This is a genomic window from Paenibacillus mesotrionivorans, from assembly GCF_046098205.1.
Lineage (GTDB): Bacteria > Bacillota > Bacilli > Paenibacillales > NBRC-103111 > Paenibacillus_AR > Paenibacillus_AR mesotrionivorans.
In genome coordinates this window covers 248,668-273,646 of record NZ_JBJURJ010000008.1, presented here as the reverse complement: position 1 = coordinate 273,646, position 24,979 = coordinate 248,668, and the positions used below count along the sequence as shown (strand labels likewise).

Genomic DNA, 24,979 nt, shown 5'->3' with positions numbered 1-24,979 from the left:
ATAGAGAGGATGACCGCCAAGGCCGCGTAACCGGCGGCGGTCATCCTTCAAAGCTGAGGTGGAGAGCCAGGGATGGAAACGACTAAGCTAGGTATGGAAACGGTAAAAAAGATTCCGAAACAACGCTTCCGCAGGTTTTCGAGTGAGGAACGGGTTGCTTACATTTGCTTAATTCCCGCTTTTCTCGGACTGGCTTTTCTTACATATTTGCCCCTTTTGGGGGTGCTTGGCATCAGTATGACCAATTGGTCGGGCTTAACCAGTCCGGAATTTATCGGATTCTCAAATTACATCAAGCTCTTCACTACCGATCCCTATATTAAGGATTCGATTATCGCAACACTTTATTTTTCCTTTTTGTCCGTCATTGGCAGCATGATCTATTCCCTATTTATTGCGATACTGTTAAACCGTAAAATACCGGCAAGAGGTTTTTTCAGAGCGGTCTTTTATGTGCCTTATGTTTTGCCGGCGGTGGCCATATATGTGGGATGGTCCTGGCTGTATGAGGCGAATTTCGGATTTTTCAACTATCTTCTCTCTGAAATCGGGATGGATAAAATCCTCTTTATTGCGGATTCACGGTACGTTGTTCCTTCCCTTTCCTTGATTGCGGTCTGGCTGTCGGGCAACCTGATTGTGATCTTTTTGGCAGGGCTGCAGAATGTTCCGGGGATCTATTATGAAGCCGCTGAAATTGACGGGGCGAATGGGTGGCAGCGCTTCTGGCATATCACCTTGCCCGGCATATCACCGATTATTTTCTATAACCTGCTGCTGAGCCTTATCGCCAATTTTCAGGTGGTTACGCCATCTCTTGTGTTGACCAATGGCGGACCTGGCAATGCTTCCCGCTTTATGACCTACCTGATGTATGATCAGGCCTTTGTCAATAACAAGCTGGGTTACGCAGGTGCAACGACCTTTATTATTTTCATCATTATTGCGCTCTTTACTGCGGTTTTATTCAAAACCTCGAACCGGTGGATCTTCCAGGAAGGAGGGGACGACAAATGAGTGAAGCTGCAGTCGGCAGACTTAGAAGCGGCAAGCTAAAAAGTAAAAAACGGAATGAACGCATTTTGAATGTGATAACGATGGTGACGGTCATTTTCTTTGCCATCCTCGCGCTTTTTCCGATTTGGTGGATTTTCCGAACGTCGCTGATGACCAATGCCGAAATCTACCGGTATCCGCCATCTCTAATACCCGGCAAATGGCTGTTTTCCAACTATGAAAAAACATTAGGCGTGTTCAAGTATTGGGAATATCTGTGGAATACCATGGTAATTATTGTCCCCTCCTGCTTGGCAGGAACATTTACGGCCACCTTATGCGGATATGCTTTTGCAAGATTAAGATTTAGAGGGAAAAAGATCATCTGGACGTTGGTAGTCGGCTCCATGCTTTTGCCTACCATGGTGACCCTCATTCCTCTATACATTGCATGGACGCAGGGGCTGGGGATCCGTGACAGCTATTTACCGATCATTCTGCCATATTTCTGCGGCGGAGGAGCCTTTAATATCTTCTTGATCCGGCAGTTTATTATGACCATACCCAGGGAGCTGGACCAGGCCGCAACCATCGACGGTGCCGGATACTTCCGCATTTTGTTCCACATTATTTTACCGGCCATCAGGCCAGCCATGATCGTCGTAGCCTTGTTTATTTTCATTGGTCTGTGGAATGATTTGCTCCAGCAGCTGGTTTATATTAACTCAAGCAATAAATACACCATTGCATTGGGGCTTACTAATTTTAGAGGCCAGTTAAAGACGGATTGGGCATCGACGATGGCAGCCACCTGCCTGTCCTTTGCTCCGGGGGTGATTTTTTATCTGATTGGCCAAAAATATTTTGTAGAAGGAATTACGATGACGGGGATGAAGGGTTAGGCTGTCTACCGAGTGGAAGGAGAGAAAGCTGCATGAAAGTTAGACTGCATGATCAATTTTGGCAACCCAAGGTGAGGCAGACCGTTCAGGAAACGATTCCGTACCAGTGGAAAGCACTGAACGACGAAATTGAAGGTGCGGAGCCGAGTCACGCCATAGAAAACCTGCGGATCACGGCAGGGGAGAAAACCGGGGCTTTTTATGGCATGGTCTTCCAAGACAGCGACGTGGCCAAATGGATCGAGGCTGCGGCTTACAGCCTGAGACACTCTCCGGACCCGGGGCTCGAAGGGGTGATTGATGCTGTTGTGGACTTGATGAAGCGGGCCCAACAGCCGGACGGCTACCTGAACACGTACTTTACGGTTGCGGCACCGGAGCAGCGTTGGCATGATTTCGCCTTTGGGCATGAGCTTTATTGTGCGGGTCACCTGATGGAGGCAGCGGTTGCGTACTTCGAGGCCACCCAAAAGCGGACCTTCTTGGATATGATGTGCCGTTACGCCGATTATATAGACCGGGTGATAGGCCCTGATCCTGACAAAATGCGGGTCTACTGCGGCCATGAGGAAATTGAGCTTGCTCTGGTTAAGCTGTACCGGATAACGAACGAGCTGCGGTATTTGAATTTAAGCCGGTATTTCGTGGAGGAGCGGGGCAAACAGCCCAGCTTCCTAAAGGAGGACCCCGGATTCGGCGCCCCGTCCAAGGACCGCTGGTTCGAGCTGGATTATCATCAGGCCCATGATCCTGTAAGAGAGCAGCACACGGCGGAGGGGCATGCCGTACGTGCCATGTATCTGTATTCGGCCATGGCGGACCTGGCAAAGGCTTGCGGGGATGAGACGCTGACCGAGGCGCTTCGCAAGCTCTGGCATCATGTAACCTCCAAGCGGATGTATATTACAGGAGGACTGGGCTCTCAAGGGCATGGCGAACGGTTCACCATCGACTACGATCTGCCCAACGATACGGCTTATACCGAAACATGCGCATCCATCGGCCTTGTCATGTGGGCATTCCGCATGCTTCAGCTGGAGACGGACAGCCGGTACGGGGATGTGATGGAGCGGGTTTTATATAACGGGATGCTGAGCGGGATGTCGCTGGACGGTACACGTTATTTTTACGTCAATCCCTTGGAGGTTCATCCTGCAGTCACGCAATACCGTCACGATATGCAGCATGTCAAAACCGAGCGTGTGCCTTGGTTCGGCTGTGCTTGCTGTCCCCCTAACCTGGCGCGGATCCTGACATCGTTAGATACTTACTTTTTTACACAAAACGGGACAACGGTGATGATGCATCTTTATGCCTCCAATGAAAGTACATTTGATGTCCAAGGAAAAAGGCTGATCCTGCACACAGATACCCGTTATCCATGGGACGGAGAGATCCGGGTTGGACTGGAGCTGGATGAGGCAGTCAGCTGCACCCTTTCCTTCCGGGTTCCGTCCTGGTGCAGAACTCCCCGGATAACAGTTAACGGGGAGACGCTGGATTTGAGCGCCATCACAGAGCATGGCTACGCCCAGATCAACAGACAGTGGATGAATCAGGACGAAATTTTGCTCCATTTTGCTATGGCTGCTGAGCGTATCGAGTCCAATCCCAAGGTGCACGAGAATGCAGGCAAAGTCGCCTTGCAATATGGCCCGCTGGTCTATTGCCTGGAACAAGCGGATAACGGCCCGGATCTTACGGATATCTGCCTTCCCGTAAATGCTGAATTCGAAGCGGGCTACAGGGACGATATTCTGGGTGGTATTGTGGTGTTGTCCGGGCAGGGGCTGCGTTCTGATCCCTCCTGGAAGGATGAGCTGTACAGACCTGTCATCAGGGAGGACAGAAGCGTCAGCGTTTTGGCCGTTCCCTACGCATACTGGGGGAACCGGGAGCCGGGAGAAATGACGGTTTGGATCCGCTCGAAATAATAGCATCCTGTAAGGCACCTTACTCCAAAACTCGGAAAGGGGGTGGCGATTAAGAACATACGGTTGCCGGAATGGGTTCTTATGATGGTTGTATAGGAACCCATTTTTTGAACATGGATTGAAAGCGATTACATTTACGCAGGGCAAGAAGATAATAAGGAAGAAACGGGAGGTTAAGATGAAAACGACTACAAAAAAGCTGGTGTCCCTTGCTGCCGCGATGTTGTTGTTTTCAGGGGTGCTGCCCTTGGGGAGTAGGAATGCGGTGCCTTCGGCAGCCGCTGCAGCGAATGGTATCTCCAATGCAAGCCTTTCTGCCAAAATCGGTGACTTGGGGCAAATTGAGGAGCTTTATATCAAGAATAACCCGGTGAATAAAAACGGCAATCCGATTAACTTTGTTCTGCCTAACAATACGGCCCCGCAGGATGATGTCCAGCACCAATGGATGGGTGAAATGATCTTTTCATACCGCACTGGTGACAGCAATCAATTCCCCAACAACCGGACCGGCTTCGTGGAGGTGGACACCAACAAAACATTAGCAGCCGGTGGTTCAACCAAATTTTCAGCCATCAATCCGAATAACCCTTATATTGCCAAGACCGTCTCGCCGGACGGCAAAAAAGTGGAGGTTAACTTCAAAGGACAGGACTTGAACTCCACTGCCAATCGGGTGATGAAGGGTTTTGACGTGAAGTCAGTATTTAATATGGATAGCGATGACGGTTCGATGCTGTGGGAAATCACGCTCAAAAATAAAAGCGGCAAATACATGGAATTCGGCGATATCGGTTTGCCGATGCCGTGGAATAACAAATACAGATCCGTATCAGATACCTATGACAACCGGGTTACCGTGCATCATTTTGCCGGCGCCGACAGTGGGTATTCCTATGCCATCCGTACCAGCGGTGAAGGCAATTTCATGCTGTTTACCCCTGTGCCGGATAGCGGCGCACGCATTGAATATGTGGATTATTGGTTAGGAGACGCGGGTGAGCTCCGTGCCGGAAGTGCGTACTCCAACTGGGTCGGTGACAGCGGCGGCTGGTTTCCGGGACTGAATGTTCTGTATATCCACTCCAAGGATATCCAAAAAACCGGCCGCGGATATTTTACCGATGCCACCAGCCTGGTGTTGGGGCCGAATCAGGAAAAAACATACAAGTTCAAATTCTCTGCGGTTCGCGCAGGCGACAACAGTCCCCAGGTTAACGCCAACAGCCCCAATAACGCTTCTGCGTCCATGGAAGACCGGGAGGCCAATCTCCGCTCCATCCTGTACCAATCCGGTATGATTGATGCTGTGGCGCTGCCCGGCTTCCAAACGGCTATCAACATGCCCGTAAAGCTAGATCTGCACTATAATGATAGTCTCATCGACGTACAGTCTGTAGAGATTCAGTCTGTTCACGAGAATGATCCGTTCGACGCGGCGCATATTCCCGAGATCAGGCCCGGGCAGACCAGAGCGGGAATGGTTAACAATTCCCGCGCCGGGCGCGGGCTTCCTGACGGAAACCCGGGCTATTCAGAATCCGTCCGGTTTGTGGAAACCAAATTGATAAACGGGGAACAGCATCATATCTACGAGCTTACATTTGGCAGCATCGGCAATAATAGCGTTCGTGTGAACTACAAGCTGAAGACGGGCAATGAGCAGGCAGATAAATTCACCCAGTTTGAATTCAATGTTCTGGCGGAGCTTGACCAAACGGTGCAGGCCCATTCCGAATTTATGGTAGAGAACACGCAAGAAAAGGACCCCAGCCATCCTGCCTACGGCATCTACCGCGACTGGTATCTGACAACCGGTCTGGACACATCAATTAATCATTGGGGAGATGACTGGAGCCACGATAACATCAATTTTATGGTCCAGAAAAATGTCCTCGATCCGGATCCGGATGAAATCCGTTCCATTGAAAACTACCTGATCGATTTTATGTGGAATACATTCATGAAAGATACACAAAGCAGCTTTACCGTTGCCAACTATCTGAAGGACTCCGGGGTTTATACGAATTCAACGAAGCCCTATACACGCACCTTCTCCGAAATCATGGAGGCAACGGGATTCTTCAATATGTACCGGATCCAAAAGTCGTATCCCCATCTGATGACGTATCGCGAAACACCGCAATTTTATCTGGAAAAGGCTTATGGCATCTATTACAACCGCATCTCCAGCGGAGCTGTCGGATTCTATGGTGAACAGCAGATTCCGGATATGATTGAGGCCCTGAAAGAAGAGGGAATGCAAACCGAATATGAAAATTTGAAAATGAAGTTTGCCCAAACAAAAGGACGGAACGTGACCAATGCCGCTTATCCTTACGGGTCGGAATTTGAATATGACAATACCGGTGAAGAAGGGGCCTATGCCGCAGCCAAGGCTCTGCGTACCTACTATCCCCAAGATGCGCGGGCCGGCGCAGCTTTGAAAAGTATGGGAATGGCTGATTTGAAGACCCGTGCCATGCGGGGCATTCAGCCCACTTGGTACTATTATTCCGTGCCAGTATTCCGTGCCGGAGAAGGCTGGTGGAACTTCCAATATACCGCCTCTCTGGCAGGATCCATCATGGATGACTGGCTTCGTTATCAGAATGACGGAAGGTCCCAGGACCAGACAGCCGTGGCCCAGCAGCGCAGCTATGCGGCGAAGCTATCCAACTTCAATGCTATCAATATGGGGCAGATTGCGGCACAATCTGTAGGCGGAATCTCCTGGAGATATAACGCCCAGAAGGGTGGAACCGGCACCAAAAACGTAAACGATGGCGGTACACGCGTGATGAATAACGGCTGGCAGGACTTCTCCGGCGAATCGGAGGAAGGGCTCTATGGTTCGCTGCTGCGCATTAGTTCGGATATTGTCACCGATCCGGTATTTGGGCTATTCGGGTATGGAGCTGTAGTCACAGATGAAGGGAACCGCTACCATATCACACCCAAGGATGGTTTTGGCAAACGCATTAACCTGATCGGTGAAAATATCTACTTGTCCTCGGAGAGTGACAGAATCGAAAGCGCGCAGATTCAAAAAGACGGCAAAGCCTTTCATTTGCAGCTCTCGAATCTGGATGAAAAAGAGCATACTTCCAAAATTGTTTTTGATGGGGCGGGACTGGAAAACGGCTATTATACCATGAAGCTGAACAATGCGGATGCCGGGCAGTTCTATGTCAAGGACAATAAGGGTGTGGCCCTGTATTACATGAGCGCTGCCCCTACGGCTGAATTGAGCATTCTTAAGGCAGCTACCGGTGAAAATCAAGCTCCGGAGGTAGCGGTGGAAACTACGACTCCCAATCCGCAGGCGCTGCTACCCCTTATTCTAAACGGTATGGTAACCGATGACGGAGCACCGAATGGTTCGCTGGCCTACCAATGGGAGGTTGTCCGTACCCCGGAAGGCGGAACGCTAAGCTTCACCAATCCTAAAGCAACCACCACACGGGCTGTCGTGACCAAAGGCGGCGCTTATACTGTCAGGCTTACTGCCAACGACGGGCAGTATAGCACCTCCGCTGAGCTGGCCGTTCAGATTGCCGCAGCGCCTGAGAAGCAGCCTCCAGTCATCGGCGAGGTGACGGCGGTTCAAGATGCATCGAATGGCAGTATTCTTGTATTATCCGGTGCGGCGACCCCGGATCCGCTGTACAGCGCAGTATCCGAACCCCGTATGTCGTACGGGTGGACGCTTAAGCAAAGTCCGGCTGGCGCAGGGCCGATTACTTTTGTAGGTGGGGATAAAGCGCAAGCATATGCCCGTGGCGCAAACAAGGCAGGGACCTATGTATTCACCTTTACGGCGGCTGACGAAGACAAGGTAGCCAGTAAGGATGTTACGATCCGGATTGCACAAGACCATGATGGTTCCTATAGGGCAATCAGTGTTGTGACTCAAAAAGGTACAGCACCGTCCCTTCCCAATCAGGTGGATGTTCTGTTCGATAACGGCTTCACGAAAGCTAACGTTTCGTGGAACGGATATGATCCGGCCAGCTATGCCAATGAAGGTGAATTCGTAGTCACGGGTAATATTACAGGCATCAGTTCGCAGGCACGCGTCACCGTATATGTGGTGAAATCACAGCCTAATAATAATGCGCTGACTGCAAGACCTACGGCCAGCTTCTCCGGCGGTGACGGCTACCCGGAGGCATTGAACAACGGCTTCGATCCCAAGAGCTCAGCTGATTTTTCTCCCACCAAGGGAGCGGCGAACAGCGCCTGGCATAACTGGGGGAAAGAAGGGGACCCTGCATGGATCATGTATCAATGGGATGAAGCGTTCCTGGTGTCGTCTATGGATGTGTATGTGTTCCGGGACGGCTCCGGAAATTTCCAGCCCACCGACATGAAGCTCCAGCTTCGTGATAATAACGGCAATTGGTATACGCCAAGAGCTGTGAGCGGGCTCGGAAATGCATTGAACAAATACAACATAACCACCTTTGAGCCTGCTTATATTACTGGAGCACGCCTTGATATGAAGCCCGTTGCCGTGGGCACCGGTATTCTGGAATGGAAAGTCAACGGCTATACAAGCGGTGTGGACAAAACGGAGCTGGCAAAGCTATACAGCTATGCGGATGCATTAAAGGCGGCTAACTTTACCGGCGAAGGTCTGGCGCCCATAGCTGTCGCCAAGGCCAACGCATCCGCCGTGATGGGGAACAAGGCTGCTACAGAGGAGCAGGTTGCCCAGGCCATTACAAGGCTGCTGACCGATCTGCGGCTGCTCACTCCGCGCGAGCATAATATGGCGTTTGCCGCCAGTGCTTCCGCCAGCTACACGTCATCCTGGGAAAGTCTCCCTGCAGTCAATGACGGCAGAAAGGACACTGCCAATATCCCCCATTGGGGTACATGGGGCGTAACCAGCTCTGAGGAATGGGTGCAGTATGATTGGCCGCAGGGGGCGACCCTCCAAAGTTCAAATTTGATGCTGTGGACGGATAATGGCGGCATCCTTGGTCCCTCCAAAATCACGTATTCGTACATTCCTAAGGATAGTGCAACGAATGCATGGGTTACGGCAGGAACGGTAACCACCGGCATCGTCGTGAAGGATACTCCGGTGGGGGCCAACAATAGCTATACATTTACCCCTTCATTGGAGGTGAAGTCGCTGCGTGTTACGTTGACCAAGCAAGTACGGGACGGTAATGGTGTAGGGTTGTGGGAATGGGAGGTTTTCTCTGGGGAGTCCAACCAGAACCAACCGGCACCTGTGACACCGGCAGGGGTTGCACCGGCAGCCTTCAACGGCAGCGATGGAAAGCTCATTGGTGTGACGGTGAAAATGGAGTATAGAAAGGAAGGCACCGCAGAATATACTCCGGTTACTGGAGAGGAGGTCACTGATCTTGCTGCCGGCAAGTACTATGTCCGGTACATGAAGGCGGGTATACTCCAGGCCAGTCCGGATAAGGAGGTTGTGATTCCAGAGGGCGAGAAGTCGCTTTCATACCGGCTGAGCGGGCCAGGATCCGTACAGACGGGAGAAGCCTTCCAACTGATTTATGGTTTGTCCAATGTAACCGGCAGTGTATATGCCAAATCCGTAACGGTCCATTACAATCCTGCGGAGCTGGAATTTGTAGACGTGAGCTCCTTGCTGGACGGCTTCAGCGTAGTGGGAAGTGTGTATGGTCCAGGAACGTACCGGGTTATCGAGGCAAGCACAGGCCCGTCTCCGGTGACCGGTACAGTGGATCTTCTTTCATTGACCTTCAAGGCTATGAATCAGTCGGTTACGACGAGTGTTTATATGAGTGGAATCGTGCTGGGTGACCAGCTCGGCAATGAGCAGATCGTAAGCAATGGGAATTCCCACCAGATTACCATTGTTGCTCCGGATAAGACTGAGTTGTCGGCAATCCTCGCCGAGGCTTCAGAAGCTGCTGCCAACGCGAAGGTTCTGAATCTGGATGCGCCGCGTTTTGGTTATTATCCGCAAAGTGCCATCGACGGCTTGAAGCATGCCATCGCTGCAGCCCTTGCGGTATCCGGTCAGATTGATGCCACCCAAGCTCAGGTGGATCAGGCTCGCGACGCCCTCTCACAGGCGTTGATACAGTTCCGGGCTGAGGCCAGCCAACTGGCAAGTATCGGGGATTTGGCTATTATTGCGGCAAACTACAACGCCACCAGCAGCTCCGCCAATTGGCAGTCCCTTCGCCTGTATGATACGGACGGCAACGGCAGGCTGGATCTATTCGATCTTGTTTTTATGGCGCGGCGCATACTTCATTAAAAAAGAGGAGATCGGGTGGGGGATAACAGAAAGTCATCCCCCATCTGACCAATTGGAGGAATGGCTCCATGATACGTCGACTTCTTACCCTTTGTATCGTTCTCATGCTGGGTATTACCGGAATCCTGCCGATAGCTGCCTTTGCGGAAAGCTCCCCTTCCTTTTCGTTGTCCGTCGACAAACCTTCACCCGCTTTGGGTGAGGAGATTCGCGTCGAGGTCAAGGGCAATCAGCTGACGGATCTGTTTGGGAATGAAGTGAATGTGACGTTCGATTCCAGCAGACTTGAATTTAAAGGTGCGGTTAGCAGTCCCGGGGGATACGCGATCACGCCCATCGTAAAAGAGAATACGATCCAGCTGGCTCATACCTTGGTGGGTGCCATACCCGGCCGAAGCGGGGACTTGACGCTGTATACCTTGACCTTCAAAGCAACATCCACAGGACCTGCCCCCATTCAATTAACAAGCTTGCAAATGCTGGACTCACAAATGGTGTCCAGATCGGTAACCAGCGGTGCGAAGGTGACTCCGGTCATTGGAAATACAAATACGGAGCCAACTCCAACGCCTACATCAACACCAACACCGACGCCTACGTCAGAGCCAACTTCATCAGCCCCGATACCAAACCCGGGTACAGTCCCGGCAGCTACACCTGGTTCCGGTGACGGGAATAGTGTGTTCGTAAAGCCGACGGTAAAGCTTGATCCTGTGAGCCTGACCGCCACCGCCGCTATCGACTCAGCGGTTTGGACCAAAACACTGGAGCAAGCCGGTAGCGGGAATAAAGATATCCACATTATCGTTGGGGACGTCCCGAAGGCGAAAGCCTATGTTCTGGAGCTGCCTTCGGAGGCGATTTCCAGGAAGAAAACGGACATCCGCATTCAAATAGAAACGCCGATGGCCACAATCGTTCTTCCTAACGGCATGTTCCCGGGAGCGAATCTGCCTGCGTATGTGGGGCTTTATGTCGGGAGAGCGGACATCAACGGACTTAATGAGAGTATAAAGGCGGGAATCGGCAACCATCCCGTTATCGAGCTGGACATTCAGGCAGGCGTTGAGACGATTGCGTGGAGCAATCCTAACGCGCCGGTGACAGTGAGCATCCCATACAAACCAACAGCAAATGAGCTGCTTGAGCCGGAGCATATTGTAGTCTGGTATCTGGACGGCAGTGGCCAAGTCATCCCCGTTCCCAACGGTAAGTTTGATCCAAAGACGGGGCAAGTGACATTCTCGACAACCCATTTTGGCATGTATGCAGCTGCCTTCGTAAAGAAGACATTTGATGACACCGCTTCGCTGGATTGGGCGGCCAAGCAGATTGAAGTGCTTGCCTCCAAAGGTATTATTAACGGTATCTCGGAGACGCAATTCGATCCGGACCGCCAAGTGACCCGTGCGGATTTCCTGCTGCTTTTGGCCAGAGTTCTGGAGCTGCAAGGAACTCCGGGAAGTCGCTTCACTGATGTGCAGGCGGAGGATTATTACGACGGAGCCCTGCGTATTGCCAGAGGCCTGGGCATTGTACAAGGAAGCGGAGACAATACATTCAATCCGCAAGCATCCATTACAAGGGAAGATATGATCGTCATGACGCATAGAGCGCTTAAGGCAGTAAAACGGACTTCCGGCGAAACAACGGCAGCTCAGGAACCAGCTTTATTTGCCGATATGGCGGAGGTTTCGGATTATGCACTGAACAGTGTCGTGGAGCTGAGCAAAATGGGCCTTATTCACGGCAATGGACAGGGCATTCATCCGAAGAATTTGACCACCCGAGCTGAGGCGGCTGTATTGATTTACAATATTCACCTTTTGAATGTATTACTGTAGAAAAGATTCATCTTTCTCTATACCAAGACCGGCAAGCGTAATTCAATTGTGGCTGCCGGTCTTTTTGATGCACAGCGGAGGGTTTTTCCAGTGGGGAATGTTCTGGAAATAATAATTTTTTCTATTTTCAAAAAAGAATGGGCATGACATAATGGTTGTAAATTCTACTACCATTGAACGGAACAGAAAGAGGGATTGTATGGAGACTTTGCCGTATGAATCGATGATTGACCATTCACCTATGGCCTTTGCTTACCACCGGATCATACTCGATGAGGCAGGGAAGCCATGCGATTATGAATTCTTGCGGATAAACCCGGCGTTTGAGAAAATGACAGGATTAACGTCTGCGATCATTGGCAAACGGGTGACGGAGGTTCTCCCCGGCATTCGCGGAGAGGCATTCGATTACATCGCGGCTTATGGTGCAATTTCGCTGGACGGAGGAACTGCCGAATTCGAGGAATATCTGGAGGCTCTGGGACGCTGGTACCGCATCCAGGTGTATTCACCGGAGAAGTTCTGCTTTGTAGTGAACTTTCTGGATGTGACCAAGGAACGGAAGCAGGTGGAGGAGCATGCCCGGCTGATGCGGCTTCTGAAGGAGAATGAGCTGCAATTCCACCGGATCATCGATAATCTCCCCTTTTCACTTAGCATCGTTGCGCTGGATGGAACCATCCGTTACTCCAACCCGTTGGGCTTTAAACTGTTTGAATTGGAGGAAACCGATCTTTCAAACCAAACGACTTTGCCCATATGGATTCACCCGGAGGATCGGCTTCGCTTCATTGAAGCTGTCCAACAAAACGGTCTGATCAAGGACTGGGAAATGCATCTCCGCACCATGCGGGGCAAGGAGCTGTGGGCCATGGGCAGCGCGATGATGATCGACTACCAGGGCGAACCCTGTACCCTTTCCACCCACCATGATATTACGGAGCGAAAAGGCATGGAGGAGATGCTGAGGGAGAGTGAGGAAAAATACCGGCTGATCACCGATTTTGCCTCCGATGTCATCTGGGTCTTTAATTATACCCAATGGGCCTTCACTTACATTAGTCCGTCTGTCTATCCCTTGTTTGGTTACCGTCCTGAAGAGGCAATGCAAACGAATGTTGACATTCTGGTAGCCAGGGAATCTCTGGAGCAGATTAAACAGCGGTTTCCCCAGCGGCTCCAGGCTCTTCAGAGCGGGACAAGCATGGATGAGCCATACATTGCCGAGATCCAAAACCTCCACCGGGACGGCCACCCTATCTGGGTGGAGACATCCTCCAAGTACCGGTACAATGCAGACGGTGAAGTTGAGATCGTCGGCGTAACCCGCAATATTGAAGAGCGCAAACGTGCAGAACGGGAAATTCTGTATCTGAGTTATCATGATCACTTGACGGGTCTCCACAACCGCAGATTTTATGAATTGGAGCTTCAGCGGCTGAATACAGAGGAGCATCTTCCCGTTTCCTTCATTCTGGCGGATGTCAACGGTCTGAAGCTGACGAATGATGCTTTTGGCCATATGACGGGTGACCAGATGCTGATCCGCATTGCCTCCTTATTGCAGGGGGCTTGCCGAACAGACGATGTTTTAGCACGGATTGGCGGGGATGAATTTGTGATTCTGCTTCCCCGCACGGATCGGGAGCAGGCAGAGGGGATCATCCGCCAACTGGAGCAGACACTTGCGGAGGAGCAGAACGAATTTATGATTTTTTCCGTTTCGTTCGGATCCGCCACGAAGGATTCAGTGGAGCAGAAGATGACAGACATTTTTCTCGAAGCAGAAAATGCCATGTACACCCGTAAGCTTCGGGACAGCAACCAGGTGCACAACGAGACGGTCGGGCGGATTCTCCGCACCTTATACGCCAAAAGTCCGGCAGAGGAAGCTCATAACCGGCAGGTCAGTGAAATCAGCCGCACTATAGCAGTGGCAATGGAACTAAGTGAGGAACTGGTGCAAGAAACGGCGGCAGCCGCTTTGGTTCATGATATTGGCAAAATCAGTCTGAGCGACAGGGTGCTGTTTCAGGCTGAGCCTCTCACCGAGGAAGAATGGATGGAATTCAGACGGCATCCAGAACGGGGCTACCAGATTCTGAAGTCGGCCAGCGAATACGCCTCATTGGCGCCGATCATCCTGTGCCACCACGAACGTATGGATGGCAAGGGATTTCCAAAAGGGGTGTCCGGTGAGGCTATTCCCTTGCCATCCAGGATATTGGCTGTTGCCGACGCCTACGATTCCATGACCTCCCCGCGGGGCACCCAACCCCTCTTTTCGCCGGAGGAAGCGTTGGGGGAGCTGCGACATAACGCCGGAACCCAATTTGACCGGGATGTAGTGCGGGCTTTTGCCGAAACCGTACGCAAGGGATTGGCTCCAATGTAAAGCTCCCATAAAAATCTTGGGTAAGGAGGTGCGCGGTAATTTTGAAAAGAACATTAGAAAAAAGAATGGCTTATTTATATTCGGGGGAATTATTTTCTATAATCACTTTTGTACCCGTTAGTTTTATAGTAAATTCTACATTCCCCAAGCTGCAATTGTATTCTCTCTATTCATTTTGGGTATCCTTTATCCTACTAGAGTTTCTTTTATTACAAGGAACGATTTATTGGTATGTAAAACTTAAGAGACTAAGAAACGAGAATAACCCTAAAACTCTGTTGAAGGTTCTTCGTCAGTTACATCATTCAAAAACGGTGAACGTTGTTATGATGATTACTACCATTGTTGGATTTGCTTTTGATTTCATTAAATGGTACCCAGCTTTGCCATTAGGGGGGTTAACCATCACCTTCTTCATATATGGTTTTGCAATCTTGGAGTTTATAAACTACTTTTACATTCAACTCTCATACGATAATTTCTCTGATATTAAAAATTTGTTCAGAAGTAGAAAATTGAAGATTTCCTCTATGAATAAGGATTTTAAACGAATTAAAAAATGGGATGCAGCTGAGAAATAACTTAAATCCCCACTGCCGCCATGCCGGCGAGTACCTGTTCACCCCGGGCCTCTATATCCCGGGGATTGAACTTACCCAGCGGCAGCTCGGAGACGATGCTTCCGTCCTTGGTAAACAAAACTCGGTCGGCCCTGGCTGCGATCTTCGGATCATGGGTCACCAGCAAGATAGCGGTGCCTTCTTGGTTGATGGTCACCAGCAAGCTCATAATGTCCTCCGCCGATTTGGAGTTGAGCGCACCGGTGGGCTCGTCGGCGAAGAGAATCTCCGGCGCGTTCATCAGGGCGCGGCAGATGCCGGCCCGCTGGAGCTGGCCGCCCGAAACCTCGGTTGTATCCCTGTTTTCAAGTCCGGCAATCCCGGTTTGCTTCATCAGAGCGGCTGCCTTTTGGGTGAGCTTCTCCCGATCCTTCTTACCCTTACTTGCCGCGGGCAGGATAATATTGTCCAGAATATTCAAGTTCCTCAGCATAGTGGGCTGCTGGAAGATAAAGCCCATTTGGGTCCGGCGCACATTGGCAAGCGCTTTTTCATGAAGCTTCGACAGCTCGATATCCCCCAGCTTCACCGCCCCGCCTGTAATCCCGTCCATGCCGCTGAGCGCGAATAGCAAGGTAGATTTGCCCGAACCGGAAGGCCCCATCACGGCAACAAACTCCCCCTTGGCGATGTCCACATTTACTCCATTGAGCGCGTTGACCAAGTCGTTCCCCTTACCAAAGGTCTTCACGACATTTTTTCCTGAAAGGATGGTATTCATCTGCTTACGCCTCCTTAAGATGTTGGGAAACTCTGATGTTCTGAATGCCGGAAATGCCTAACATGGTGGCGGTGACGACGCAGGCAACGATCAGCAGAGGGCAAACCAGGTAAACAAACCAGGGGTTTACCGCAAAATGGAAGGCTGCTGCGCCAAAGGAGGAGATAATCGCTGTGCCCACTAGCTCTCCCAGCGTATTGGCCAGTATGGTGCCCACGGTAACTCCCAGCACCAGGACAGTGACGGACCGCGTAAGATATTGTCTGCGAATATCCATGCCGGTGAAGCCCGTTGCCTTCAGGATGGCGATGGGATGACGGTCCTTCGCCACCAGCATGTTCATAAACAGCATTGTAACCAGCAGGATCAGCAGGGCGGTTGCTCCGATGGCGGTGACGGAGGCTTTTTGGATGGCATTCCGTACAGGGCCAAGCATCTGCCTAATGGTTTCGTCAATGCCGGTAACCTTGGCGAAGGGGAATTGCTCCCTGTACTGTGATATGGCTGCTTTCACATTCTGCCGGTCACGGAAGGTCACCGCAATGCCCGCATGCAAAACCTCTTCATGCTTTGCGTCAAAAGTAGCCTGCGCCGTCCGTCCCCCGTTGGTGACATCCGAATAAATGCCGGATACTGTCAGGTGTTTTTCAGCACCGTCCACGATTAATACCACTTCATCCCCAATGGTTTTCTCAAGATCCTTGGCATTGAGGACAGAGAGGGCCAGCTCCGATTCTGATCGAGGCGCGTGTCCTTTGGAGTAGGTGATGGGATAGGCGGCATAATCCCCCACGGTTACCCGCAGCCGCTCTGTCCTTCCGTCATCTGTCCTCCGGTTAAGCATCAGGCCGGTGAACAAAGCGTACCGTTCCACATTCTGATCCGCCGCCAGCATACCGGCAATTTCCGCCGCTTTCCCCGGAACGTCCTCCACCTGTGTTCGCATCACTCCGATATTGACGTCGCATATGCCCATCCCCATGGAGGTGATGAAGCTTTCCTTCGAGATGGTGCTGCTGATATTCTGCGGAACGATCATCAGGAAGGAGGAGAGGATAAGTACCATCAGCATGGTGAGGTAGAGCTTTTTCCGGACAAGGACATCCTGGATACCGAGAAACACATTCCGCGAAAAAAGCCGGTTCCGGCTCAGCCTGAGGAGTCTGGCTGATCTGGATTTGTCCCGGGGTGCGCCGAACCGGACCGCCTGTGCCGGGGATATCCTGCGGAAGCGCCGCAGCACGCCGTTCACATACAGCAAAATCATCCCGAAGATGACCGCCGCTCCCAAAAGTCCGCAGACAAAACCAGGTAATGGGCTGCCGCCTTCCCCGATATACAGACGGATGTTCCGCATAAAGGGAGTTTGGAGGGGCAGGGAGGCCAGAAAGCCCAATACACACGCCGCCCCGGCCATGACGCCGTATTTTGCAAGGAAGAGCTTTTTCATCTGCTGCAACGGTATGCCAATCGCCTTCAGGACACCGATTTCCTTGTAATCCTCTTCGATTTTGGCCAGCAGGGTAAAGCGGATACACAAGAACGCCACCATGATAACCAGAAGGCCGATCAGCACCAGCACAGCAATCATGATGCCGTCCGTAAGGCCGTTGATCATCTTCACCTGCGTGTACGTGATCGGGGGCGGGCCATTGGCCGGAAGCCCCGCTTCCAGATAGGCCGCCTCGAAGGCTTGGAAGGATACGTCCTTGGCCAGCCGGAATTCAATCAGGTTTTCGACCTGTCCGAAGACACTGACCTTCTCGAAATCCGCCGGGCTCACCAGAAACCGCTTGGAGCTAATCAATGCGGGGTTCATGATGGAATCTCTTAAAAATCCTGCAACGGTAAAGGAAACGCCATGGATAACCACCGGATCGCCCAACGCGGCCTCTTCCTTATAGTAGAGAGGCACATACATTTCGCCGTTGGCAGGATGGATAACCTCACCGTTCAGGTCAAGCAGGAAGTCGAATTTGTCCCCCTGCACGGAAAGGCCGTTGTCCTGTATGCTTCCGGCAAGGGAATCCTCCCCGATGACAATATCTGCACCCTCCAGGTTGAGGAACTCCAGCACCTGAACATCTTCTACACTTCTGTTGGAGTCTGCGAATCGCCGCAGCTGTCCCATATCTACATCGCCTGTGTGCATCTGCATGTAATGGACCGACTTAGCGGAAAGCAGCATATGGTCGATAGCGCCCATCAGGTTGGCGGAGAGTGAAGCGGCCAACGCGGTCAGCATGGCGGAAATGAGGATAAATGCTGTCACCGTCGCGGTAGTCAGCTTGCTTCGGCGCATATCGTTCTGAATCATTCTCCGATACATATCCATCCCTCTATCCTTCTGTGCCTTTACAATTTCGGAAACCTTAAGACAAACCTCTTGGTATAAGGGGAGGGGGCAGCCAATACGAAAACCTCACCCGAATGCTGCTCCATCACCTTTTTCACAATGGCAAGCCCCAGTCCTGTCCCGCTGCTGGCGCTTCTTGAATCGCTGCCGGAAACAAAAGGCTCGAACAGATTCCCGGCGATAGCCTCCGGGATGGCAGGTCCGTTATCGGCGATATGGATCTCAATACAGCCGGGTTCCTCTGTCACGCCCACGGACAGTAGACTGCCCGCAGGGTTATGGCGGATGGCATTGGTGAGCAGATTGCTAATGGCACGGTTGGTTTCCAGCGAATCCGCCATACAATATACGGGGGTGTCCGGGAGCTGCAGCTCCAATGTCATCTGCTTGTTTTCGATTTCACCGAATATAACGGCGCAGGAAACACGAAGCAGCTCGGCCAAATCAACCTTTTCCACCTTCATCCGGTATTGGGGGGTACCCAGCTTGGAATAAAAATGCAGCTGGTCAATCAATTGGTTCATCTGCCCGGCTTTCGCTTTTATCGCCAGATGGTATTCCTGCTGTTTGTCCGGCTCCTCCACCAAACCGCTGGACAAGGCTTGCGCATAGCCGGAAATGGTGGTGATGGGGGTTTTTAAATCATGGGCGATGTACGAAAAAAGCTGCATCCGCTCGTTTTCCATGGTCATCCGTTTTTCCTCGGACTCCTTTAGCTTCTGTACCATCAGATTGAAGCCATCCCGCATATCCTTAAATTCCGTTTCCGTTTCAAAATCCAGCGTGGTGTCCAAACGGCCGGCGGTTACTGCCTTAAAGCCTTGTTCCATTTTCCTCACAGGAACCAATAGCTTCTTGTTCATTCCCCGTCCAAACAGGATAATCCCTGCAGCATACACGGCAGCGGTTATGAGTATCCAGGAGGCCGACAATATGATTTGAAGCTTTTTCGTTCCTTCCTCCAAGGGGGAGGAGGCCAGCTCCGAGAAGTTCATGCCGTTCTTCCAGGTAAACAGGCTGAACAAAAACTCCAGCAGCAGAAGCGACAGTGCAATGCCGAGGATACAGCCGATGAAGCTGCGCATGATAAGGCTTTTGAAGCTTCGTCTGTTCTTCATATCCCCACCTCCAGGCGGTATCCCAAACCCCGGACCGTTCCGATGGATACCGCGCTATCGCCAGGCAGCTTGCCCCGCAGCTTGCTGATGGCCACCATCACCGTATTATCGTCGACGATGGCTGACTCCTGCCAGGCCGCATCATAAATCTGCTGCTTGGTGTATACACGTCCGGGCTGCTGCATAAACAGCTTCATCATGTTAAATTCCGTGGCGGTAAGAGGGATGATCCCGGCACCAAAGCGAAGCGTACAAGCCGTAACATCCAGGCTTAACCCGCCTGCGCACAGCATAACCCTTTCGGCATCTGCCGCAACGCCGTCGTAACGGCGCAATTGGGCTTTGATCCGGGCCACAATTTCCAGAGGGTCAAAGGGTTTGGCTACATAATCGTCGGCACCCAGATCCAGTCCCAGGATTTTCTCGTGATTCTGCGTTTTGGCGCTTACCACAATAATCGGAAGATTGCTGTGTGCCCGCAGACCCTTGATAAGCTGGTAACCGTCCAGCTCCGGCATCATAATATCGACCACCGCCAGATCAATCCGTGCGGATGCTGCCTGCTTCAGGGCCTCTAATCCATTCTCCGCCTGTAGGACGGTATAGCCGTCCTTTTCTATGTATAACCGAAGCAGCTCCCGGATTTCCTTGTCGTCATCCACGACCAGAATCGTTTTGTTCATGGTTCACCTCTTTTCTAATCATCGCATCTTCAAGCTGTACGTTCATTATAACGGGCCTATCTTTCAGTTAACTAGGATGAACCTTAACATTACCTTAAGGATTTTCCCGACAGTCTGCTTATCTATTTTGGAGCGGAGTAAAGATGGTATAGTATAAAAGGAATGTTCCATATATTTACTGAAGGAAGGAGGCCGTTTCGGTGAATGTTATCCAAAAAACGTTCAGTATCCTTCTAATAATGTTCTTTGTAGGAATTGCGATTCTATTTGGTTGGATCAAGTTAACCGTCTATCAGTTAGAGAAAGATGTCCAATCTTATTTGGTGGAGGAAAAAGGTTACCAAGAAGCGGATATTTCCACGTTGAAAGGACAATTTTCCAAATTGCCGACGTTTAGTGTTGATGTGACTTTTCGAGATGAGCCTCAAAAGATCTATTATTACATGCGGGATAACGGACATATCGTTCAGTACAATTGCGCTTCTGTATCTGATCCATTCGACCACGGCTGCAAGCATAAAGAAGTGAAGGGATCGTAGCGAATTTGTCGTACCACCTTCCCCCCCAATCAATGCTATAATTCCAATAAGACGAGGTAACGGAGGGAAGGCGCCGGGATGACAACGGGAATGACAACGTTTCAGAAGACCAAAACCTTCGCGCGGTTTATGGTGAAGAACGGAATATTGGCCGTGACGACAACCCTGATTATTGTGCTGGCGATCCGGGCGATTCTGCATGAGCAGGAGCGGGGCTGGCTGGAATATGTTCCGATTTTCTTGTTTGTGCTGATGATTATTACGCTGTTCTTCTTTATGATCTATTGGCAGAGCCATAAGCTGCGGTCGGAGCAGGAGCTGCTGGCGAATGTGTTTACCCATAGTCCCGACGGGATTCTGGTGCTGGATCAGGAGCTGAATATTATCCGGATGAATCCGGTGGCCGGGCAGATGATGCAGATCGGCGAGGAAGCGGCTGTGTTGAATTTTTGCAGTGTGTGCTCCAATTATCCGGGACTGCATAAGCTCTGCTCGTACCAGAATTGTTTTATTACGGAGCCGGGGGCGCAGGTGATGACGCTGCAGCTGACGACGCCAAGCGGAATGAAGAAGTCCATGAATGCCAGCCTGTCGCAATACCAGGACCCGATTTACGGTCCTTTGAATATTCTTCGGATGCAGGAGGTGGAGGGACAGCGCCAGGAGGAGCAGAACCAGATTGCCAGGATGATCACACACTCCATTCTGTCCGCGCAGGAAAACGAACGGAAGCGGATTTCCCGCGAGCTGCATGACGGCATCGGCCAGTCCCTGTACAGCATTCTCATCCAGACGGAGATCATTAAAGCTTCGCAGGAGGCCGAGGAGGAAGCAGCAGAGGATAAGCCGATGACGGCTTTACAGGAATCGATCCGCCATACCATTGAGGATATCCGCGATTTGTCTGCCGAGCTGCGCCCTTCTGCCCTGGATGATATCGGACTGGTGCCGGCCTTGCGGAATTATGTGCGCTTGTACGGTCAGAAATTCGGCATTCAAGTGCTGTTTACCATGGAAGGGGACAGCGGCCGTCTGCCTGCAGCCCACGAAATCGCGCTGTACCGTATCGTGCAGGAGGCACTGACCAATGCGGCAAAATATTCCCAAACGGAAGTGGTGGATGTGAAATTGAAGCTGCATCCGGAGTTTGCCGAATTGGAGATCCGCGATTATGGAACCGGATTCGTGATCACGACGGAATTGCGTCAGGGCGTTGGGCTGTATAGTATGGAGGAACGGGTGAACATACTGGGCGGGGAATTCGAGATCGAATCCGCGCCGGGTCAAGGGACGGTTATCCGGGTCAAGGTGCCCATCACCGGCCAGCATACCAGGTAACGGGGGGATGAATACGTAATGGATATTAAGGTATTGATTGTGGACGATCATGCTGTAGTCCGGGACGGACTCCGGGCCGTGCTGGATGCGAAGCCGGGGATCAAGGTAGTGGGCGAAGCGGAGGATGGCATATCCTGCATGAGGAAGGCTCTCGAGCTGCACCCTGATCTGGTGCTCATGGACTTGAGTATGCCTAATGGCCGTGACGGATTGTATACCACGAGTGAGCTGGTGCAATCCATGCCTGAGGTGAAGGTCATCATTCTGACCATGCATGACGAGGACCAATATTTGTTCCGTGCGCTGAAGGCCGGAGCGTCAGGATATATTTTGAAGTCGGCGCCTATGTCGGAGCTAATCACAGCGATTTTGCAGGTTCATCAAGGGCTTGTTTACCTGCATCCGAACGCCACCAAAAAGGTTATAGAGGGTTATCTGCAGGGCCAGACCAAGGAGATGACAGATACCTTCGAGACATTAACCGAGCGGGAGAAGGAAATTCTCACACTAGTAGCCAAGGGATACACCAATAAGGAAGCCGCCGAGCTGCTAACCATCAGTGTAAAAACGGTGGAGAACCATAAAGCGAATATTATGGAAAAGCTGCAATTGAATAACCGCCGCGAATTGATGAAATTTGCGCTGCGAAGGGGGCTGCTTGACTTTGATTAACGATAGCGGCCAACCGCTTACCACACAGCAGCAGATTCAGCTGGAATTGCAGCAGCTGAAGTCGGATATGGCGCTGGATTTTGTCGCTTTGGCCTTGGCGGATGCCAATTACCGGGATATCCATTGGAAAATTGCGCTTGGCGCCCAATCCGAACGGTACAAAAAAATTACAGTGCGTATGGGCAACGGGATGGCAGGCAAAGTCTTGCAGACCAGACGGCCGCATGTGGTGACGTATTTCCCGGAGGAGGTCCAGGATGAGGTGTTGGGTTATCCGATATTTCTCGTGGAATCGCTGCGCTCCGGAGTAGGGGTTTCGGTGGATTCCGTCCGGCCCGAGCAGAAAAAAGCCTATGGTGTCCTGCTGGTAGGGCAGCGGGAGGAACGGATTTTCAGCGAATCGGATATTGAAGCGGTGAAACGCTCCGCCGCGAGACTGGCTGTATGGTATGACAGCATAACAACCCCTGCCCAGGAGCCCGAAGCGCAGGAAACGCTCCAGGAGGAGAAGGCCAGCCCGCTGCTGCTCCGGTTGAAGGAGTTCCGTAGACAGGGCATTACCTGCCAATTGCTGGATCAGCGGATGACGCGGCTTCCTCTTGAACGGCAGGAGCAGATCGCCGCCATTCTGGAGCTGCTGGTGCGCCATAGCATCGAGGCTCATGCCACAGCGGGAGTTGTACTAGGACAGGACGAAGCAGGCAATACCCTGGTTGAATTCGAAAGCGAAGAAGACACCCTGGTATCCCGCGAGCTTCTGGACCCGGTTAAGGAAGAGCTGTTTGCCTTAAAATGCGATTTGGAGATTCTGGCGGAAGGCAGCAGTCAAACCGTACGGTTTACGATACCAACGCGGATACTGCTGGATGAGCAGCACTGGAACTGAATAACGGCAACCCGAGATGGGGAAATTCCTGCGAAGCAAATGAGGGATTTCCCCAATTCTTTTCATGAGCGTCTCCACGGATAATGGAGAGAGGCAGTTGATGTCATGAGGAGGAATGGGAATGAAACCACCCAAAGGGATTTTACCGCTGCAGACCTTCAGCTTGATCCTGGGATTTGCGGTTTGGGGGATCTTGTCATCGTTGATCGTGTTTATCAAGGACGGGATTGCTTTAACCCCGGGGCAGTTATCTCTCGTTACAGCAGTGCCAGTTGTGCTTGGTTCGATTCTGCGGATTCCCTTCGGCTACTGGACGAATAAATTCGGTGCCCGCAATATGTTCCTGGTCAGCTTCATCGTGCTGCTCGCTCCGGTATTTTATATCAGCCAGGCCCAAAGCTTCACCGATCTGATTATCGGCGGGTTATTCCTGGGTATATCGGGCGCCACCTTCTCCGTAGGGGTCACCTCTCTGCCGAAGTATTATCCCAAGGATAAACACGGGTTTGTCAACGGAATTTATGGACTGGGCAATTTAGGATCAGCAATAAGTACCTTTTTTGCTCCGGTGCTGGCTTCGCAGATCGGATGGCGCTCCACGGTGCAGATGTATTTGATTCTGCTGGCAGCCTTTGCCCTGGCAAACTTCCTCATCGGAGACCGGAAGGAATCCAAGCTCAATGTCCGGCTGATGGAGCAGATCAAAGGCATCTACCGCAATGAAAAGCTATGGCTGATCTGCTTTTTCTACTTTATTACCTTCGGCTCCTTCGTTGCGTTTACGGTTTTCCTGCCGAATCATCTGGTGAATACCTTCGGGATCAGCAAGGTGGATGCGGGACTGCGGACCGCCGGATTCGTTACCCTGGCCACCTTCATGCGGCCAACGGGCGGGTGGCTTGGGGACCGGTTTAATCCCTTCAAAATCCTGGTGCTGGTCTTCAGCGGTCTGACCATCGGCGGCATTCTGCTGGCATTTTCCCCGTCAATTCCGCTTTTTACGGTGGGCTGTCTGTTGATCGGACTTTGTGCCGGGCTGGGCAACGGTACGATCTTCAAATTGGTTCCGCTTTACTTCACCAAACAATCCGGGATTGCCAACGGTTTAATCTCTGCCATAGGCGGGTTGGGCGGTTTTTTCCCGCCGCTGATGCTAGCTTCCTTGAAAGCCATAACCGGACATTATGCCATCGGATTCATGGCGTTAGGGATGGTTGCCCTGTGCAGTGTCCTGCTTGCCCTCTATATGTACTGGCAGGACAGGGTTAAATTGGCGGAGCAAATGATCCAGAGCACCTCCCAGGCGGTATTGGTGACCAATTCCAAGGGACTAATCCTAAGCGTCAATCCTGCATTCACAGCCATTACAGGCTACACCAAGGAAGCGGCTATCGGGCAGAAGCCGGGTTTTCTGAAGTCGGGGCTGCATGATAAGAAGTTCTACGACTCTATGTGGAAGCAGCTGGCTGAGGAGCAGGCATGGTCGGGCAGCATCTGGAACAAAAAGCGCAACGGTGAAGTATATTTGCAGCATATCACCATTAATGCGATCCAAAATGACGTTGGAGAGACGGCCTATTATGTAGGCGTTTTCAATGAAATCGATGCCTCTGAAACCGGCAAGGCTGCTTTGCGGTCTCCCGGCATTCCTTCCCCCGCACGACTCCATCTATAGTTTTCCGCGAAATCGGGGAATTCCTCCTG

Annotated in this window: 16 protein-coding genes; 12 read left to right on the top strand and 4 right to left on the bottom strand. The window is 51.6% G+C overall.

Going from position 1 to position 24,979, the window contains the following annotated elements:
- Window positions 1–72: 72 nt before the first annotated feature.
- The 7 genes from ACI1P1_RS14430 to ACI1P1_RS14400 all read left to right on the top strand — a co-directional run bounded on the left by ACI1P1_RS14430 (window position 73) and on the right by ACI1P1_RS14400 (window position 14,923).
- Window positions 73–1,017 (top strand): carbohydrate ABC transporter permease, encoded by a 945-nt coding sequence (locus tag ACI1P1_RS14430; protein ID WP_416217097.1) that lies wholly within the window; start codon window positions 73–75, stop codon window positions 1,015–1,017.
- Window positions 1,014–1,898, top strand: a complete 885-nt coding sequence (locus tag ACI1P1_RS14425; protein ID WP_416217096.1) for a carbohydrate ABC transporter permease — start codon at window positions 1,014–1,016, stop codon at window positions 1,896–1,898. Before ACI1P1_RS14430 ends, ACI1P1_RS14425 begins: the two co-directional genes overlap by 4 nt.
- 32 nt (window positions 1,899–1,930) lie before the next feature.
- Window positions 1,931–3,832 carry a glycoside hydrolase family 127 protein gene (locus ACI1P1_RS14420; RefSeq protein ID WP_416217095.1) on the top strand — a complete coding sequence of 634 codons (1,902 nt, stop codon included), beginning with the start codon at window positions 1,931–1,933 and terminating at the stop codon, window positions 3,830–3,832.
- Window positions 3,833–4,010: 178 nt separating this feature from the next.
- Window positions 4,011–10,103: a DUF5695 domain-containing protein gene (locus tag ACI1P1_RS14415; RefSeq protein ID WP_416217094.1), complete on the top strand. Its 6,093-nt coding sequence runs from the start codon at window positions 4,011–4,013 to the stop codon at window positions 10,101–10,103.
- A 68-nt stretch (window positions 10,104–10,171) separates the two neighbouring features.
- Window positions 10,172–11,947 (top strand): S-layer homology domain-containing protein, encoded by a 1,776-nt coding sequence (locus tag ACI1P1_RS14410; RefSeq protein WP_416217093.1) that lies wholly within the window; start codon window positions 10,172–10,174, stop codon window positions 11,945–11,947.
- Between the two features lie 199 nt (window positions 11,948–12,146).
- Window positions 12,147–14,342, top strand: a complete 2,196-nt coding sequence (locus ACI1P1_RS14405) for an HD domain-containing phosphohydrolase (RefSeq protein WP_416217092.1) — start codon at window positions 12,147–12,149, stop codon at window positions 14,340–14,342.
- A gap of 41 nt (window positions 14,343–14,383) precedes the next feature.
- A complete protein-coding gene (locus ACI1P1_RS14400; RefSeq protein ID WP_416217091.1) occupies window positions 14,384–14,923 on the top strand; it encodes a general stress protein in 540 nt (179 codons plus the stop codon).
- Between the two features lies 1 nt (window position 14,924).
- On the opposite strand, the gene ACI1P1_RS14395 is transcribed toward ACI1P1_RS14400, so the two are convergent.
- The 4 genes from ACI1P1_RS14395 to ACI1P1_RS14380 are packed head-to-tail and all read right to left on the bottom strand — an operon-like array spanning window position 14,925 to window position 19,840.
- Window positions 14,925–15,683 (bottom strand): ABC transporter ATP-binding protein, encoded by a 759-nt coding sequence (locus tag ACI1P1_RS14395; protein WP_416217090.1) that lies wholly within the window; start codon window positions 15,681–15,683, stop codon window positions 14,925–14,927.
- A gap of 4 nt (window positions 15,684–15,687) precedes the next feature.
- A complete protein-coding gene (locus tag ACI1P1_RS14390; RefSeq protein WP_416217089.1) occupies window positions 15,688–18,018 on the bottom strand; it encodes an ABC transporter permease in 2,331 nt (776 codons plus the stop codon).
- A gap of 20 nt (window positions 18,019–18,038) precedes the next feature.
- On the bottom strand, window positions 18,039–19,157 hold the full coding sequence (locus ACI1P1_RS14385) for a HAMP domain-containing sensor histidine kinase (protein ID WP_416217088.1): 1,119 nt from the start codon (window positions 19,155–19,157) through the stop codon (window positions 18,039–18,041).
- Entirely contained in the window at window positions 19,154–19,840 is a 687-nt protein-coding gene (locus ACI1P1_RS14380; protein ID WP_416217087.1) for a response regulator transcription factor, read from the bottom strand. Before ACI1P1_RS14380 ends, ACI1P1_RS14385 begins: the two co-directional genes overlap by 4 nt.
- Before the next feature lie 200 nt (window positions 19,841–20,040).
- Here ACI1P1_RS14380 and ACI1P1_RS14375 point away from each other — a divergent pair, with 200 nt between their 5' ends.
- The 5 genes from ACI1P1_RS14375 to ACI1P1_RS14355 all read left to right on the top strand — a co-directional run bounded on the left by ACI1P1_RS14375 (window position 20,041) and on the right by ACI1P1_RS14355 (window position 24,950).
- Window positions 20,041–20,379: a DUF3139 domain-containing protein gene (locus ACI1P1_RS14375; protein WP_416217086.1), complete on the top strand. Its 339-nt coding sequence runs from the start codon at window positions 20,041–20,043 to the stop codon at window positions 20,377–20,379.
- Between the two features lie 90 nt (window positions 20,380–20,469).
- Complete coding sequence (locus ACI1P1_RS14370; protein WP_416217085.1) at window positions 20,470–21,717, top strand: sensor histidine kinase; 1,248 nt, start codon at window positions 20,470–20,472, stop codon at window positions 21,715–21,717.
- A gap of 18 nt (window positions 21,718–21,735) precedes the next feature.
- Window positions 21,736–22,389 (top strand): response regulator, encoded by a 654-nt coding sequence (locus tag ACI1P1_RS14365; protein WP_416217084.1) that lies wholly within the window; start codon window positions 21,736–21,738, stop codon window positions 22,387–22,389.
- A complete protein-coding gene (locus tag ACI1P1_RS14360) occupies window positions 22,382–23,275 on the top strand; it encodes a GAF domain-containing protein (RefSeq protein ID WP_416217083.1) in 894 nt (297 codons plus the stop codon). Before ACI1P1_RS14365 ends, ACI1P1_RS14360 begins: the two co-directional genes overlap by 8 nt.
- Window positions 23,276–23,396: 121 nt before the next feature.
- Window positions 23,397–24,950, top strand: coding sequence for a nitrate/nitrite transporter (locus ACI1P1_RS14355; RefSeq protein ID WP_416217082.1), 1,554 nt, complete (start codon window positions 23,397–23,399; stop codon window positions 24,948–24,950).
- Window positions 24,951–24,979 lie beyond the last annotated feature (29 nt).

Bases quoted from the DNA above. Each gene is read 5' to 3' on its own strand.
- ACI1P1_RS14430 (WP_416217097.1), top strand. From the start codon at position 73: ATGGAAACGACTAAGCTAGGTATGGAAACGGTAAAAAAGATTCCGAAA.
- ACI1P1_RS14425 (WP_416217096.1), top strand. From the start codon at position 1,014: ATGAGTGAAGCTGCAGTCGGCAGACTTAGAAGCGGCAAGCTAAAAAGT.
- ACI1P1_RS14420 (WP_416217095.1), top strand. From the start codon at position 1,931: ATGAAAGTTAGACTGCATGATCAATTTTGGCAACCCAAGGTGAGGCAG.
- ACI1P1_RS14415 (WP_416217094.1), top strand. From the start codon at position 4,011: ATGAAAACGACTACAAAAAAGCTGGTGTCCCTTGCTGCCGCGATGTTG.
- ACI1P1_RS14410 (WP_416217093.1), top strand. From the start codon at position 10,172: ATGATACGTCGACTTCTTACCCTTTGTATCGTTCTCATGCTGGGTATT.
- ACI1P1_RS14405 (WP_416217092.1), top strand. From the start codon at position 12,147: ATGGAGACTTTGCCGTATGAATCGATGATTGACCATTCACCTATGGCC.
- ACI1P1_RS14395 (WP_416217090.1), bottom strand. From the start codon at position 15,683: ATGAATACCATCCTTTCAGGAAAAAATGTCGTGAAGACCTTTGGTAAG.
- ACI1P1_RS14390 (WP_416217089.1), bottom strand. From the start codon at position 18,018: ATGGATATGTATCGGAGAATGATTCAGAACGATATGCGCCGAAGCAAG.
- ACI1P1_RS14385 (WP_416217088.1), bottom strand. From the start codon at position 19,157: ATGAAGAACAGACGAAGCTTCAAAAGCCTTATCATGCGCAGCTTCATC.
- ACI1P1_RS14380 (WP_416217087.1), bottom strand. From the start codon at position 19,840: ATGAACAAAACGATTCTGGTCGTGGATGACGACAAGGAAATCCGGGAG.
- ACI1P1_RS14370 (WP_416217085.1), top strand. From the start codon at position 20,470: ATGACAACGTTTCAGAAGACCAAAACCTTCGCGCGGTTTATGGTGAAG.
- ACI1P1_RS14365 (WP_416217084.1), top strand. From the start codon at position 21,736: ATGGATATTAAGGTATTGATTGTGGACGATCATGCTGTAGTCCGGGAC.
- ACI1P1_RS14355 (WP_416217082.1), top strand. From the start codon at position 23,397: ATGAAACCACCCAAAGGGATTTTACCGCTGCAGACCTTCAGCTTGATC.